The organism is Arthrobacter sp. 147(2020) (assembly GCF_013116715.1).
GTDB lineage: Bacteria > Actinomycetota > Actinomycetes > Actinomycetales > Micrococcaceae > Arthrobacter_D.
Map to the genome: position 1 here is coordinate 33,052 of NZ_JABFOM010000019.1, position 15,423 is coordinate 48,474.

Below are 15,423 nucleotides of genomic sequence, written 5' to 3' on the forward strand. Positions count from 1 at the left end.
GAACGATAGGTCGTCTGGACAGCCAGTTACTTCAGGACCACTGTCCGGTTCCCGTGCAAGAAGACACGTCCCTCGCAGTGCCAGCGGACGGCGTTGGACAGGGCCTTTCGCTCCGTATCCCTTCCCGCGGTCACCAGGTCGTTGGCGCTGTAGGTGTGATCCACTTCGACCACCTGCTGGGAGATGATCGGGCCCTCGTCCAGCTCAGCATTGACGTAGTGGGCGGTGGCACCGACAGTTTTCACGCCTCGCGCATGAGCCTGGTGGTAGGGCTTCGCCCCCTTGAAGCTAGGCAGGAAAGAGTGGTGAATGTTGATGGCACGGCCGTTCAGTCGGCGGGTGAGGTCATCGCTGAGTACCTGCATATACCGCGCCAGCACCACCAGCTCGACGTCGAGCTGATCCACGAGCTCCATCAGGCGCTCCTCCGCGGCGGGTTTGGTGTCGGCGGTGACGGGTACGTGGAAGAACTGAATGTTGTGCCATTCGACCAGGTCCTGATGGTCCGGATGGTTGGACACCACTGCGACGATGTCAATCGGGAGTTCACCCATCCGCGACCGGTAAAGCAGATCGTTGAGGCAATGCCCAAACTTCGAGACCATGATCAGGACCCGGCGCTTGGTGCCGAGCGGCTCCAAACGCCACGTCAGGTCGAGCTCCGCTGCGATAGGGCCGAACGCGGCCTGCATCGATTCGGTCAGCCCGTCGACGTCGGGACCGGCGACGTGGACGCGCATGAAAAAGTGTCCCGATTGCCGGTCCCCGAACTGCTTGAGTTCAACAATGTCCCGCTCCTGCTCCAAAAGGAAGCCGGACACCGCGTGGACAATTCCCGGGCGTTCCGGACAGTGAAGTGCCAGGATGTGTTCGACTTCGTTGTTCGGTTCCATTGTTCGTTCAGCACTTTCGTTGCGTTGACATGGTGCGCGGCTTCATCACGGTTTGCAGGTTCATCGCGCGCTCACAACTGCGACGCCGTGGCGCATTGCCACAGCTGAATATACAGCTGCGCTGCGTAGGCCCTGCTCCTGAGGATCGGCCGGGAGCTTCCTTCGGACCGAGGGGTCGAGCCAGACCTGGGCTTCGTGATGCAGCGGCAGGACACGGAGGATCACCTCACGGGGCGCGTCATCGGCCGGCCCCAGATCGACCGTCCACAAAGTGCCATCCCAGAACTGGTCAGCGACCACTTCCCCGTCCACTTCCAGGGCCGCCACATCACCCACCCAATCGATCTCCAGTTCCAGTGAGGACCCGCCAGCGGCCTCCTCGGGAAGATGGAGCCGATAGGCGGCACCCTTTTTCACCAGGATGTCGTGGCCCGGCGCGCTAGCCCTCCCCTGGTGAGCACCATATTCGGACGGCGGTGGTGTGGCTGTCTGAAGTTGCTCGGCAGCTACGGGTCGCCGGCCGGAGTGAGCCCGACCTAAGGGGTCAGACGGCGTCAGGGAGACGAAGTGGAGCGCGCCGGTGTCGAACACCTCCGGCGGCGGTCCGGGCGTCCGCACCCAGGTGGTGACGCCGTCGTCGTCGGCATCCAGCTCGTCCGCTGACAGGTAGAGGGTGCCGTCCATAACCCAGGCGAGATCTGCGGTTGCGACGGGAAGGACGACGACGGCGTCGTCACCGTCCGCGTGCACGAACACCCGGCCATCCGGTGACGGGAGCACTGTTCCATCCTCCAGAGCGATAGCCACGGCAGTCCCCGGTTCTGCAGTCAGTACTGCCACGGTGCCGCCGCCCGGACGGTCGAGGAGCGTCAGGAGGCTGGCGGTGGCCCACTGGAGGGTCAGGTTACCCACCGCAAGTCTGAACGGCCACCGGGCGAGCGTTCCGGGGAGGATGGTGGTCGGCTGGTCGGGGAAGCGCAGCGATTCCTCACCGAGCTGCAGGTCAAACGTGACCCCGGTCAGGGGGTGGAGTGGTTCGTGCGGCTGGTGCCAGTTGATGAAGACGAACCCGCTGGTGCCGTCGCTGCGAACCGCCCAGCGGAGCACCTCCGTGTCTTGCACTCCCCGGGGCATGAGGTCCGGCAGTGAGGAGGGCATCGTCGCCAACCGGTCTCCGACAGCCGCAAGGAAGGCGTGCTGCCGTCGCAGCATGGCGTGGGTGTCGTTGAGCCGGCCCGAGGCGCCGATCGGAGCGTGGAAGTCGTAGTCGAACTCCGGCATGTCGTTGGGGTAGCCAGTGGCTTGTGATTCCTGGAGCCCCGGACCGGGGTTGGTCCCCCCGACGTACATGTAATACCCCTGCCAGGCCGACCCGTTGCCGATCTTTGCGTTGGCGACGGCAGCGATATCGGCACCGGAGAGCAGGGGGCGGCGATGATAGGCGGTGGCCATTCCGCCGCCGAGCTCACAGGTCACCGGTGGGAACCGGGCCGAAACTGTCCCGCGGCTGTCCGACCGCTGTCCACCGTTCATCTTGAGGATGTCGGCGCCGATTCCGGGGTCGTCCCACACATGGGAGAAGAAGAAGTGCTCTCGGAACGTCGGGTCCCAGTCGGCGTCGGCGTCCACCCAGAAACCGTCCGCATATCCTCCGTACATGGGCAGCACCTCATCCGGTGGCAGCTCAGCACTGCCCCAGCCGGTGGACATCCACAGCGGGGCCGTCATCCCGCAGTCGCGGGCCATCTGCTTCAGGGTGACGATGTGCTGGGGCTGGTCGTAGATCTCGTTTTCCAGCTGGATCCCGATGATGCACGAGGTATCGCCGAACCGCCCGGGAAGCTGCGCTGCGATGGCCGTGAACCACCCGCGGACCAGCGCCAGGTACGCCGGGTCATCCGTCCGATGCTGGACCGGGGCATCCTGGACCCAGTCGGGGAACCCCCCGTTGCGGACCTCGCCGTGGCACCACGGGCCGATCCGGAGCACCACATCCAGATTGTGCGCGGCGCAGAGGTCGACAAACGCTGCGAGGTCGAGGTGGCCGGCGAAGTCCGGCGGCACCTCACGCTGCGGTTGGTGGTGGATCCAGAACACGTAGGTGGCCACGGTAGTGATGCCACCCGCCCGCATCGCCCGTAGCCGCCGCGCCCAATCCCGGCGCGGAACACGGCTGAAGTGGAACTCACCCGACACCGGGATGTAGGGGGCGCCGTCGCGTTCCAGGTAGCGGGTGGTCAGGCCGATCCGCGTGTGTCGATCCTCCTGGTTCGCCATCGCCGGGCGCCCCAGCGAGGCGGTCCAGGGACGATGGGTCAGGGACAGCGGAGACGTCGTCGTCGGGTTCACCCTGACACCCTATCCCGGGGCACACCTGTTGGTATGGACCTCAGCCCGGGTGGCTGGAGTCTCCCTCTTGGGATCGGCTTTCCTTCATCCCCCGCCCCCGGCACCCTTGCCGTCATGATGATCCAGGGGCTTAATGGACCTAAATGATGCGCTCCCAACATGTGACGGCTCCCCAAGGCCGCCGCTGGTGCAAGTCCGGACTCTTCACCTTGAATCGACCCAGGAGGCAGCAAATGACCATGGCAGGGATCAACGTGACAGCGCCCCCGAGCGGAACCGGTTGTCTTGAGTGTGAAGCGTCAGGTAGCTGGTGGGTCCACCTCAGACGGTGCGCCGTGTGCGGACACATCGGCTGCTGCGACTCCTCACTCGGACAGCATGCCACCGCGCATTTTCAGGCCACCGGACACCGCTATGTGCGCAGCTTCGAACCTGGCGAGTCGTGGTTCTGGGACTACCGTGAAGAGACCGCGCTCCTGGGGCCGGAATTGGCGCCACCAACAAGCCGTCCGATAGAACAGACCGTTCCGGGGCCAGCGGAACGCGTGCCGGCTGACTGGAATTCGATCCTCGCCGCTCGCGACGCGGCCACCTCGTAAACACCGCCCTGTGATGGGGTACTGGAAAGATCGAGGTTAGATTGGATCGAGGCACTCCGTTGGCTGCCTGTACAAGCAATCTTTGGGGGAACACATGGGCTTGGACGCGTTAATCATCTTTCCGGTACTGCTGGTCACGATCATTCCTGCGATCCTCGGCTGTTTCGTCCTGTACTTCATCATCCGGTTCGGGGTGAAACACGGCATGCAGGCGGCAAGGGCTGAGGAGATTCGGAGCCGTGGGGTCCAGGGGCCGCGCTAGAACCAGCGGCGGTCTTTGGTGGAGCCTCCTGCCGGATTCGAACCGGCGACCCCCTGTTTACAAGCAATAGTTCCCGAGACTTCCCAGAACTTCCCCAAAGAACCTCCCGACATGGGGAGTCAGTGCTCGAGCCCCGAATGGACGTTCCCGAACATTCCCTGATCTTCCCGTTCAATTCTTGACATAAATTTGATCCTAAGAGTCTATCGGCAGCGCGAGGCCGAACACCGGCATTGCGCTTCTTCGCCTCGTTTATTCCCTAGTCCTCCCGCTCCATTCTTGCAACGCTGCAACCAGTGAGGAGCACAGCTACGACAGCCAAGGACAGGACAGCTGGGAACTTGGGCATGTGAGACCTTCGAGAGGGGAATGCAGCTCAGCCAAGTAGATCAGGCTGTGACGGGCAAAGCTTGCATCGACCACGGCATGGCTGGCGATGAGGGTGCCGGGCGAGCAGCGAGTGTTCGACCCGGATGGCCAGCTCGGTGCCGGCAGCCCGGATGTGGCCTTCGATCGCATCTTGGATCTAATCGATGGCTGCCCGGACGAAGATGCCAGAGTGGTCCTGGATGGCGTCGAATATTTCGGTTTACGCATCCACGGCCAGCGTCAGGGCGAGTGGGGCACTGGTCGTCTCAGTGTCGGTGTCCCGACAGTCGAACAACAGCTTATATGGATAGGCCGTCGCAAGAGGGGCGAATCTCTTGGGTGTTATCCCCCGCTGTAGGAGTCCCTTACTCTGAGCAACGGACCGCGCCAATGGCGCCTATAGCTAAGTAGATGCTTGCGTACTCCATACTCTCGAGGGCCGCCTGATCGCAATTGGACTTGAACTCGTCCGTAGTGTCTCCGTAGTGCATGTACATCGTCACTTGTTCGTAATTCAGCAGCGCTTCAGAAATCTGGTCCTCTTCAGCTTCGGGCACATCATACAAAGTTAGTTCGTGTGTAGTTTGGACCTGATCTGTCGCTTCCCCTTCGATGATCTCGTTGAGGGAGGGGAAGTCGCTGAATCGAATTCCCACTATGGTTCCGTCCCATGTGTCTACATAGCACGACTCATCTGTCGCAGCTCGGTTGAGGGCGTAGTCGCACACAGGGCTGCCGTTGGGATAACGCAATACGATGCTTACGCCACCTTCATCGTGGAAGTTGAAAGTGCGGCTGCCCTCGGTCGTATTGGTGAACTGCATTGCGGAGTCAAAGACTAGCGATAAATCTCGAGACCCCAAGGCGCCCCCTTCAACAGAAACAATCTCTGCCTGACCGGGATCTGCAATCGCCCAGTCAAAGTCCAAGGTATAACCCTCGTTGCCGAACTCGGAGGCAACAACCTCGAGCTCTGTGGACCCCCTAGCTACTGATTCATCCTCTGTCGGCGTGGGCGTCGGTGCCGGTGTCGCTGCGGCTGTTGGTGAGGTCATGACGCCGCTGCAAGTGTCAATTAATTCTTGGCCAGCCGAGGCAAAGTCCTTAAGGACAAGCTGGTAGTCGGTATTGTTCTTGATGGCTGCGATCAGTCCATCAAGCTCGTCCTGCATGATGGCAATCGGCTCTTGGAGTTCTTCATCGGCGGCGCGCAACAATTCACCGAAATCTTCCGAGAACCCTTCTGCCTTCTCCAAGTTCTCTGCACTTAGCTCCGTGACACCTCCCAGGAACTCCCCAGATCGGGTGATCAAGCCCCCGTCATCGCCAATAAGGGTCTCGCAGCTGACGCTTGTCTCCACCAGCACGATCTGCTCGCTCTCCGGCGACGGGGTAGGTTTTGCCGCCGGGGGCTCCGACGCTCCACAGGCAGTCAGCAATAGGGCGAGTGGAGTCAAAAAAGCGAGTAGTCGTCTCATTCGATCCCCCAGAATTTCGATGGCACGATTGCGTGCACTTTAGCAATATACGCCACGCTCGTTACTAGTCTGCGCAAGGTAAACGAAACGGTAGCTAAACCAATACGCACAACGCGACACAGACAATCCTGCGGGCTTTAGGGTTTCATCTCGAAATATGAGACCGCTGTGGACCCGGTTGGCCCAAGTTCAGCTTCTGAGCCTAGGCTTAGGGACGACGAGCCAGCTGATGAGGCTGAACTTTCTGCGTCAAGTTACTTCACGACCGTCGAAGCCCCGCTAATCGACGGCTACGCCGCTTCCACCGGACAAATTGCGCGGCCTGCCTCTCACAAACACGGTCGTTTACAAGTCCTGTTGACTGCGACGGCGGATCGTAGAAACTGGCCTGTGAATCGCAACCCTGAGTGGCTCCGTCTTGGCGGCGGTCGGTCGAATGTTCTAGTTCGTGTTCAGCCCCTGTGAACGGCGGTAGAAGGTTGCGCGAGACATGCCGAGGTCGCGGGCGACCTGCGCGGCTGGCTCACCACTGTCGACGAGTCTGAGAGCGTTTCGGATTTTACTGTCACTGATCAGGCGTGGTCTCCCTCCTAAATCCTTCCCTGCATCCCGCCGCTTCGCGATCGAGTCGAGGATCCGCTCTCGCTTGATGTCGTGTTCCATCTGCGCCAACGCCGCCATGATCGTGAACAACATTGAGCCCATCTGGGTCGACGTATCGACGTCGCCGCCGCCGAGGTTCAACACCCGAAGACCGGCTCCCCGACTACGGAGTTCTTGCGCGAAGTCGAGCATGTTCTGCGTCGATCGCCCGAGCCTGTCTAAAGTGGTCACCACGAGAGTGTCCTCGGGCTCCAACGCAGCGAGGGCACGATCGAACTGGGGTCTCGTCGCCCGCGCGCCCGACACCCCCTGGTCAATGTACAAGTCATCACGCCGCACTCCGCCCGCGATCAGACCTGTCTCCTGCCGATCGGTCGACTGAGGCCGAGTGGAGACTCGCGCGTAACCAATCAGCTTCGCCACATCACTCCAGGTGTCTCGTATCTAAAGGTTTTGACCCTAATCCAAGCATATGGTTTCGAGGCATAGATATGAGAATCACGAACCATGGAGATCCCGGTGACGCCGATCGGGCAGAGAGCTACTCAAAGAGACACCTCATATCTAAAGGGTTTCGAGACAGCAACGCATAGAGAGTTGGGGCATTAGGCGGAATGAAGACTCGAAGTCGCAACTGCGGTCACCTAGGGTTCGGACTACCCGCGGCCGGAGGCCGTAACCGACGGCTTGACCGCACAGTTGAAACCGCGAATCCAATTCTTGCCCTCAATTTCGATGGTCTGGAAGTCGGCCAAGGGTATCCCCATCTGCTCCTGTGCCTTTTTCAAATCTTGCTCGTAGCTTTTAAGTAGCTTTTCATCGCGGGCGGTCATTCTCAGAATCACCGCATTCCGGTTTGCCGCTTCGAGAAGATGCGCCATAACACTAACTCGAAAGGCTGCGGTATCCTCCTTTGACACTTCTGGCTCCTTGACATGGGTGTCCGGTTTCCACGAGCCATCCGAAAGCACTTTGACCACAAGAGCTAGTGTCTGCTCTTTGTTGACGTACCGTGTCGCGCACCACCCGGACCATTCAAGGAGATGGACCATAGCCAACTCACCGGCGACGAACAGGAGGAGTGCGGTGATAGCGAAGCCCGGACTCCAAACAAAGGACAGTGCGACAGTGGAGGCGGCAAGGGCGAGCGGCGCAATCCAGTAGATGACTACATCGCCAGCAGTGCTCCGGTGAAAAAGCATTGCCTTTAGGGTGAGCCACGTGAAGCGCCAAGAAGCCATCTTCGTCATGGTATGAGCGGGCGCAGGAGGTTTGGGTCTGGTCACCGTCGAAGCCTACGCGCAGACTATGTGGTCCAGTAATCTACTCGGGCGATTATTAGTCTCCTCGCAACTCTTCTGGGTCCACTGGTGACTTGCAGCTGGCAAGCTGCTTATCAGTGAATTCCAAGTCGGGCCCGGCACAGCGCTCGAACAGGGCGCCAGTGGTGCGTGTATCTGAGAAATTTGCAGGCACCCATTCAACCCCTTTGCCGTGGGCGATTCCCATGCGAGTGGAACCAACGGCGCGCCACCGGTCGTCTTTCTGTATCACCCACCACAGAAACTTCCAGAAGCCCGGGTGGTCGTAACGAAACACATCGGTCCCGAGCACCGCGTGTCTAAAGTCTGCCTGCGACAAATCAGCTCCAGTAAAATTGGCTCCTGTCCACTGTGACCCCAGCAGGCTCGCTCCACCCATTGTCGCCGGCTGTCCAGCCTCGCGGTTCAGCTTTGGAAGAGGAGTTTGCTGCCAGTGCGCCCCTTCGCGACCTATCGAAGACTGAAGACTGACGATCTCCTCGGCTGGCAGGACTGAAAGGTTGGCGCCTAGCCCAAGAACTCCTATCATCTTGGCGCTGATGAAGGTGGATCCGCGGCAATCCGCCAATATGAGCGACGAATGTGACATTTGGGCTTGGCTAAAGTCCGCCAGGCGCAGATCCGCGCTGTCGAGTTTTGATCCTTTAAGGCTGGCATAGCGCAGATTTGCTCCACCAAGGTCAGCGAAAGACAGATCCACTCCATCCAGGGAAGCGCCCTCGAGGTTCGCACCCCTTAACTTCCTGTTTCGAAAGGATAGCCCTGTAAGGTTTCGCCTACTTAGGTCGGCGCCAGATAGGTCCCGCGATAAAGCGATTTGCAAGGTGAAAGCGTGTTCCTGTGCGAACTGCCCGAGGCTCCTGTCGCGCTTGGTTTCAACGAGGTACACAGCGAGGGCCACGGCAGACGCTCCGATAAGGTTTGCGCCTAAGGCCTCATACGCTGTGCCTAATTGCTTGGCACTAAAAAAGAACCAACAACCCAGTCCGCCAGGTAGCAGACATAACAAAGCGCCTGGCCATGACCGAAAGTGCATCTAAGCTCCCCTTCCTACTTTCGCGAAAAGAGAATCGCACCAAGATTGCCAGCCCTGCGAGGATATGGCTGGAATTAGAGTCATGAAGTGATACTAACCGGCACACTGACAACTCCAAAGGGAACTCTCGACCACCTCAGCGCCGAGAATGCCCTTGGTGGATGCTCGGGCGAAGCTGGACACACTTTTGATCGAGGAGCATTGTCATCCGCGCTGACAACTGCCGGTTAGAGGATCCGCTCTGCAGTCTTCCCGTGCAAAGCATCGGATACGACTTCTTCGCAGTAGGTCGGCGGCATGTAGGTGCACCTCGACAATTCTCCGGCGATGGCGGATAAATGTTTCGCCAGCTCGTCGTTTTCTCGTGCAGTTAGCTTGCGATTTCTGATGCCACCTAAACGACACGCTTTCATAGCAGACTGCAGGAGGGCATCATCAAGATCAAGACCCGGTGCCAACTCGTACCCTATGGCGGATAAGTCGGAGGACAGGACCTTGCCTGATAGCAGTGACATGACGATATACATGCGCAACTGACTAGCTTCACTGCTACCTCCGCGTCCACTCACGGCTAGGCCGCGGTCGATTGGCGACTGGTCGCCGCGTGCGAGTAAAGTACCCATAACTCGATGCTTCGCCGAGTCGTGCTCGGGATTGCCAAAAGCGACGTTGCCTCCCCCAATTGTTATGGCACCTACGGGCCAGTAGTGCCAGTACACAACTTCGAGGAACAGCTCGCGGAGCTGCCCAGACACGTCATCGGCAAGACGCTGATCGAAATCAGCTCGACACTCGAGCCATTCCAGGAACCACCCCCTTAGGGAGTGAGGGCAGCTGGGTGATGTCAAGGTGGCCCATAGAGATGGGTACTTGACCACCCTGGTCCACGGAGCCCGCCTCAAAGGCAGGCCTAGAAACTCGAGGCGGTGCCATTTGAGCACGGTAACTGGCGAGGAACTAACTCTCGAGTATGCCCCAAACTCGAAGCACAATTGCTCACTCGTGCGCATAACTCGGGTCACATCCATCTTCCGCTCCTTGCCGCGGCGGTTAGGAAAGAAGGTGATGAAGGTTGGGAATGTCCAGTCCAAACGGCTATTCGGTTGCATGCGAAACGGAAGCGGCGTTGCAGGCAGTGCGAGTCCCTCTGACGCCTGAATGTCTACGCGCACCTCCCATCGTCTCTGTGCAAGCATGCCCTCGATAAAAACAATTTTGAGGTAAATACTCTCTACTTCGACTTCAGTGTCACCAGAGTAGACGCTGCACGTGAATCCCTCACCCTCCCCGGCGTCTCGAGGCGATGTCTTGGGTGAGCGGGTGTAATCCTCAAACACTGCTTGCATGGAGTGTTCGTGAATTGCGACCTTCGAAATGTTGCCCGCTCGACTTCGATCGTCCGCCAGCATCTTTGAAGAGCGCCGATTGGCTATCAACGCCACGATGAGAGCAAGGCTTGCGATGAACGCGGCTAGTGGATCGACCTGAACATCGACATCGTTTTCGATCCAAACGCGCACTTGTTCAAGGAAATCGAAGAAGGAATCAAGCACGCCCACCCACGCCCCTAGCTAGTACATCCGGCTTTGCCCCATGACCTCATCATCAGTGCCGAGAATATTACGCTGACTCGTCTGCTTCTGTGCGAGAAGTGGTTCACTAAGGGATCGATTCCGCCCGTGCGAAGCTGCGCTTCTCTCAGTGTTGCGCGCGGCCAGCAATCAGCTACATGGAGACCTTAGATGAGCGAGGCGGACATCGCCGCTCAAAGACGCTGTTAGACCGCGGTGGCGGACTGGCGGCAGTCCTAAGGCCCTCTCCCCCAGATCACAACAGCGCGCCCAGGACCTTTACGACGCCGGCCAGATAACCGTGAAAGAAATCGCTGCGGTCGTCGGAGTCAGCCCGGCCACTTTGTACCGAGCCCTCACAACAAAGAACGGCAGTAAGCCATCATGAGCTCAAAGTCGACCCAGGCCAGCGACCTCTTCCGGGTCCACTTCCACGCGATCACCGAACGGGACATCACCCCCACCGGTTGCCGCCAGTGCTGGGAAGAAGTGGTCTTCATGCTCGGCACAGTGGCGACACCAGCCGAAATTCTGGCCCCACCCCACGACTGCCCTGCGCCTTGGACCGGCTCCCAGATCCTCGCACAGGAACTCATCGACCATCCCGAGAAGTGGTAACTCTAACCTCACTCTGGCACCTCGATATGTGGTGCCGGCCGTGCTGGACTAGCCCCTCGCGATCGGCTCCGATGAACGTGCCCGTTCGGTGTTGGTCACCGCCGCATGGGCGCCGCTGCCTTAGGGGATCGCGGAAGGCAACAGGGTTCATCTGTCGCGCATATTGGATTCCACGGCTGCCACTGACGGCGATCTGTGCTCTTCCAGCATGCAAGATTCCCGGGTGACAGTGGGCGGTGGTGTGAACCCTTCCGGCCAGATGGTGCTCGCGTCATGGATTAGGTTCGAGACAGTAGCATCGGAAAGGTCAGCCACTCTGAAACTCGCACCCCGCACATCCATACAGTCGATACGTGCACCGGCGAAACTCGAATCGAACATATCGACACCGCTTGCTGAAACTCTCGTGAACGAGGCACCCTCGAACTCGCTGAGCAGAAAAAAGGCGTTCTCCATGTTCGAACCGGAAAAATCAGATCCGGTGAAATCAGTTCCCGTGCTGAAGACGTTGGTCAAGTCGGCGCCCGTGATATTCGAATAAGTAAGATCCATCCCGGACATATACGCCCCGGTTAGAACGGAGTTGTAGAAGTTCGACTCGCGTAGCTGCAAACCAGAGAGTTGCGTTTCAGCCAGATCCAGTGAGCCAAAGAACGCCCCTTCGACTCCGGACTTATCGCGAACGTAGCGCAAGTTTTCAAGCCGTGCGGCATTGTCGGCCAACTCTTCGGCGGCGGTCATCTCGCGCTCCGCTCTGGAATCGTCCAGCCGGGACTGTCCGACAAACAGTATCCCTCCGGAGATCAACCCAGCCACAGAGCCCACCAAGATAGCTAACAAGCCGTCGTGTACCCACTTGTCGCGTCGAGTTCGTCGATCAGGCATGCTCCTCGCCTTACGAACGCCGGCAAGCTTTGCAGGGATCAATTTTCTGTGAACGTGCCTCATCCGGAAAGAGTAAAGCACTGCTGGTTTGGAGAGGATGCTCTCTGTCGATTTAGCGCCGCGAACTGGTCGGTTAACTTCGCCGCACGGACGCCCGCCAGGAGAACATCAGCAGCAGGAACGCCGCGATGAAAGCAAAGCGCTCCCCCACTGGCCCGCCTGAACACATATGATCCTGTGAAGCGCGAGGATCGCACCTGCCTCGTCTGAGCGGGGATGGGGGAAGTGTGGGAAAGCTTCAGGAGGCACAAAAGCGGTTCACGGAGTCAATGACTCTCCCGAACTTGAAGCGCCGTTATAGATCTGCCAAAAAATGGGCAGTACGACAGCCCCTTCTCCCGGCTGTCCTTCTCGGCTTGGCAGCGGCGGTACTGGTAGCTATCGCAGCGACCCTCGTCCTTTCCTGGATCCTCGACATCGGTACCCGGAAAGTCCAGCCGACTGAGCTGACCACAACGGTGCTAACAATCGTTGCCGGCGTCGGTGGTGTCGTATTCCTTGTCGTCGCGTATCGCAAGCAGCGCGACCTGGAAAGCGGACGGTTCGTTGAGCACTTCGGTGCCGCAGCGCAACAACTCGGACATCCCGACCCAGCGGTACGGATGGCCGGTGTTTACGCCATGGCCGGTGTCGCTGACCAGGTTCATGGACTCAAACGGCAGCAGTGCATCGATGTGCTCTGCGGCTACCTCCGGCTACCCTACTCAGCCGATACTGGTGCCAACCATCAACACCAACTCGTCGTTAGGCGACTCTCAGGGGATTTGCGCCCAGAAATCGAGGAGCATCACAGCTACCGGCAGAACGACCGGGTCGTCAGGCAAACGATCGTCAGCGTCATCACAGCTCACCTGCAACAGACGGCAGATATTTCGTGGTCGCCATACAACTTCGATTTCCGCAAGGCGGTGTTCGAGGATGCTTATTTCCAAGGAGCTTGGTTCACCGGCGAAGAAACCTTGTTCAACGGAACCCACTTCATCGGCGAAGAAACCTTGTTCAACGGAGCCCATTTCACCGGTACAGGCGTCTGGTTCAACGGAGCCCGATTCACCAGCAACTACACCCGTTTCGACGGCGCCCACTTCACCAGCAACTACACCTTGTTCAGCGAAGTCCACTTCGCCGGCAACCACACTTTGTTCAGCGAAGCCCACTTCGCTGGCGACTACACCCATTTCGACGGGGCCCACTTCGCCGCCACTGACACTTTGTTCAGCAAGGCCGACTTCACCGGCACCGACACCCGGTTCGTCGGAGCGCAGTTCACCGGCAAAACAACCCATTTCATCGAAACCTCCTTCACCGGCCAAAACATCTCGTTCGCTGAAGCACAATTCGCTGGCAAATACACCATGCTCACCGGAGCTCAGTTCACTGGCGAAAAAACCCACTTCAGGAGAGCCCACTTCGTTGGCGAAAAAACCTACTTCTGGGGAGCCCACTTCACCGGCGAATACATCTCGTTCGGCGAAGCCCAATTCACCGGCGAATACATCTCGTTCAGCGAAGCCCAATTCACCGGCGAGACCTCGTTCATCGGCGCACACTTCACCGGCCCAACCAGTTTTTCGCCTGTCGATTTCGGAGCAAAATTGGTCAGTTTTGTTGACCCCAAAATGTGGGATCCGCCGCCGAAGTTCGACTGGGATGACGATCCGACATCCAAACCGACCAACGTCGAGCCTGCCGACTGGCCCCCCGTCGTCAAGGATGATGAGTAGCCGCACGAGAGAGAATGGGTACGAGTACGCCATCGTCGTGTTCCGCTGGGCCAGCTCGCGGTACCAGCTGGTACGGGTTCAGCAGAGAAAAGCCGATCAGGTTGTGTCTTTAACGACCAATGACGACTCCCTCGTGGTACACATTGGGTGCTATGAGCCTGAAGCAGCGGATGTATCCGACGGAGGCGCAACGTGCCCTCATGGTGATGCACGCTGAGCACGCCCGGTTCGTCTACAACCTCGGCCTGGAGCAGCGTTCAATGTGGACGAAGGACAAGCGTCACTTCGAGCAGAAGATCACCGTCTACAGCCAGGGCAAGGAGCTAACCGAACTGCGCCAGGAGCTGGACTGGCTGCGGGCCGGATCTAGCTCCGTCCAACGGGAGGCCCTGCGGGACCTGGACCGGGCTTTCCAAAATTTCTTCGCCCGACGGGCAAGACTCCCGCGGTTCCGGTCGGCCCGAGATCCGAAGTCGGGGTTTGCCATCCGGGATCTGGTGCTACGCCGCATCAACCGCCGGTGGGGCAAAGTTCTGATCCCGAAGGTCGGATGGGTGAAGTTCCGGCTCACCTACCCGTATCGGGATGCCCAGCAAGGCACCAGCGCCAGGGCCGTTCACCACAACGGGCGGTGGCATGTTTCCATCACCACTCCACCAAGGCCCAAGGTTCCTGCCTGCACAGGGGCCAAGGTCGGGATTGACGTCGGTGTGGCGAACACCGTGGCCAGCAGCGACGGGATCTTCATTCAGGCGCCTTCCTGGACCCGGGGAGAACAACGCCGCTTCCTGGCTCTGCAGCGCAGACTGGCACGGCAGGAGAAGGGGTCGAAACAGCGTGCCAGGACCCTTGCGAAGCTGGCCGGCCTCCGCCGCACCCTGAAAGACCGGCGGACCAACTGGGTCGAACAAACCACAACGGCCTTGGCCAGGATTTACGACCTGGCCGCCGTCGAAGACTTGAAGATCGCCAACATGGTCCGCCGCCCTGCACCCCGGCCAGATCCCGACATCCCGGGTAGCTTCCTCCCCAACAATGCGCGCGCGAAGGCTGGCTTGAACCGGGCCATCCTTGCCTCTTGCTGGCGGCAATTCACTACTCGTCTGGCCCAAAAAATGGACGTCATCCGGGTCGATCCACGCAATACGTCACGCCAATGCCAGTCCTGCCAAAACATCGATGCACGCAACCGCGAGAGCCAAGCGGTCTTCACTTGCATGGAATGCGGACACCAGGCACACGCTGACACCAACGCCGCCCAGAACATCCTGGACCGTGCACTCATCACCAACCCGGGGACCCCGGGGGTTCGGACGCAGAAGCCTTGGCGACGGGCCGCGTCAACCATACCTTCAGCCACCGCTCAACCTGCCCAGGGCTAAGGAATTTTCTGCACTGATCCCGCTTGTCACGCGGAGTCCAGGCCGGACGCCGGGTGAAGAGACTTTCAACTACATCTGCAAGTTCTGGCGCCGGTCGACGACCAGCGAGTTCGAGCGTCGGGCCATGACAGCCGACCCTATTGGGTACATGGAAGCGTCCGTTAACCGGTCCCCCACCGGGACACCTTCATTCCACCTGGCCAGCTATAAGGGGTCCGTATGAATGGTTCACTGGTCGATTCCCGTAAGACCTGCCCGATAAAACGCCCAGT

General features: G+C 59.4%; 13 protein-coding genes. 5 read left to right on the forward strand and 8 right to left on the reverse strand.

What is annotated here, in order from left to right:
* Positions 1–26 precede the first annotated feature (26 nt).
* Together purU and HMI58_RS12535 are read right to left on the reverse strand one after the other, a co-directional pair.
* On the reverse strand, positions 27–893 hold the full coding sequence (gene purU, locus HMI58_RS12530) for a formyltetrahydrofolate deformylase (protein WP_171620192.1): 867 nt from the start codon (positions 891–893) through the stop codon (positions 27–29).
* 60 nt (positions 894–953) lie between these two features.
* A complete protein-coding gene (locus HMI58_RS12535) occupies positions 954–3,242 on the reverse strand; it encodes a beta-galactosidase (RefSeq protein WP_171620194.1) in 2,289 nt (762 codons plus the stop codon).
* Between the two features lie 233 nt (positions 3,243–3,475).
* On the opposite strand from HMI58_RS12535, the gene HMI58_RS12540 reads away from it, so the two are divergent.
* Both HMI58_RS12540 and HMI58_RS12545 read left to right on the forward strand, forming a co-directional pair.
* The gene (locus HMI58_RS12540) at positions 3,476–3,841 is read left to right on the forward strand and encodes a UBP-type zinc finger domain-containing protein (RefSeq protein WP_205208147.1); all 366 of its coding nucleotides are present in this window, start codon (positions 3,476–3,478) and stop codon (positions 3,839–3,841) included.
* Positions 3,842–3,941: 100 nt separating this feature from the next.
* Positions 3,942–4,103 carry a hypothetical protein gene (locus HMI58_RS12545; RefSeq protein ID WP_171620196.1) on the forward strand — a complete coding sequence of 54 codons (162 nt, stop codon included), beginning with the start codon at positions 3,942–3,944 and terminating at the stop codon, positions 4,101–4,103.
* Positions 4,104–4,837: 734 nt separating this feature from the next.
* On the opposite strand, the gene HMI58_RS12550 is transcribed toward HMI58_RS12545, so the two are convergent.
* The 5 genes from HMI58_RS12550 to HMI58_RS12570 form a co-directional block, all read right to left on the reverse strand.
* On the reverse strand, positions 4,838–5,950 hold the full coding sequence (locus HMI58_RS12550; RefSeq protein WP_171620198.1) for a hypothetical protein: 1,113 nt from the start codon (positions 5,948–5,950) through the stop codon (positions 4,838–4,840).
* Positions 5,951–6,391: 441 nt separating this feature from the next.
* A complete protein-coding gene (locus HMI58_RS12555) occupies positions 6,392–6,976 on the reverse strand; it encodes a recombinase family protein (RefSeq protein WP_171620200.1) in 585 nt (194 codons plus the stop codon).
* 233 nt (positions 6,977–7,209) lie between these two features.
* On the reverse strand, positions 7,210–7,794 hold the full coding sequence (locus HMI58_RS12560; RefSeq protein ID WP_171620202.1) for a hypothetical protein: 585 nt from the start codon (positions 7,792–7,794) through the stop codon (positions 7,210–7,212).
* A gap of 97 nt (positions 7,795–7,891) precedes the next feature.
* Complete coding sequence (locus tag HMI58_RS12565) at positions 7,892–8,911, reverse strand: pentapeptide repeat-containing protein (RefSeq protein WP_205208148.1); 1,020 nt, start codon at positions 8,909–8,911, stop codon at positions 7,892–7,894.
* Positions 8,912–9,138: 227 nt separating this feature from the next.
* Positions 9,139–10,470, reverse strand: a complete 1,332-nt coding sequence (locus tag HMI58_RS12570; protein WP_171620206.1) for a hypothetical protein — start codon at positions 10,468–10,470, stop codon at positions 9,139–9,141.
* Between the two features lie 396 nt (positions 10,471–10,866).
* Between HMI58_RS12570 and HMI58_RS12580 the strand changes: the two genes are divergently transcribed.
* Positions 10,867–11,100: a hypothetical protein gene (locus HMI58_RS12580; RefSeq protein WP_171620208.1), complete on the forward strand. Its 234-nt coding sequence runs from the start codon at positions 10,867–10,869 to the stop codon at positions 11,098–11,100.
* A 147-nt stretch (positions 11,101–11,247) separates the two neighbouring features.
* On the opposite strand, the gene HMI58_RS12585 is transcribed toward HMI58_RS12580, so the two are convergent.
* Positions 11,248–11,985, reverse strand: a complete 738-nt coding sequence (locus HMI58_RS12585) for a pentapeptide repeat-containing protein (protein ID WP_171620210.1) — start codon at positions 11,983–11,985, stop codon at positions 11,248–11,250.
* Positions 11,986–12,401: 416 nt separating this feature from the next.
* Here HMI58_RS12585 and HMI58_RS12590 point away from each other — a divergent pair, with 416 nt between their 5' ends.
* The gene (locus HMI58_RS12590; protein ID WP_171620212.1) at positions 12,402–13,769 is read left to right on the forward strand and encodes a pentapeptide repeat-containing protein; all 1,368 of its coding nucleotides are present in this window, start codon (positions 12,402–12,404) and stop codon (positions 13,767–13,769) included.
* 152 nt (positions 13,770–13,921) lie between these two features.
* Positions 13,922–15,151, forward strand: coding sequence for an RNA-guided endonuclease TnpB family protein (locus HMI58_RS12595; protein ID WP_171620214.1), 1,230 nt, complete (start codon positions 13,922–13,924; stop codon positions 15,149–15,151).
* Positions 15,152–15,423: the final 272 nt, after the last annotated feature.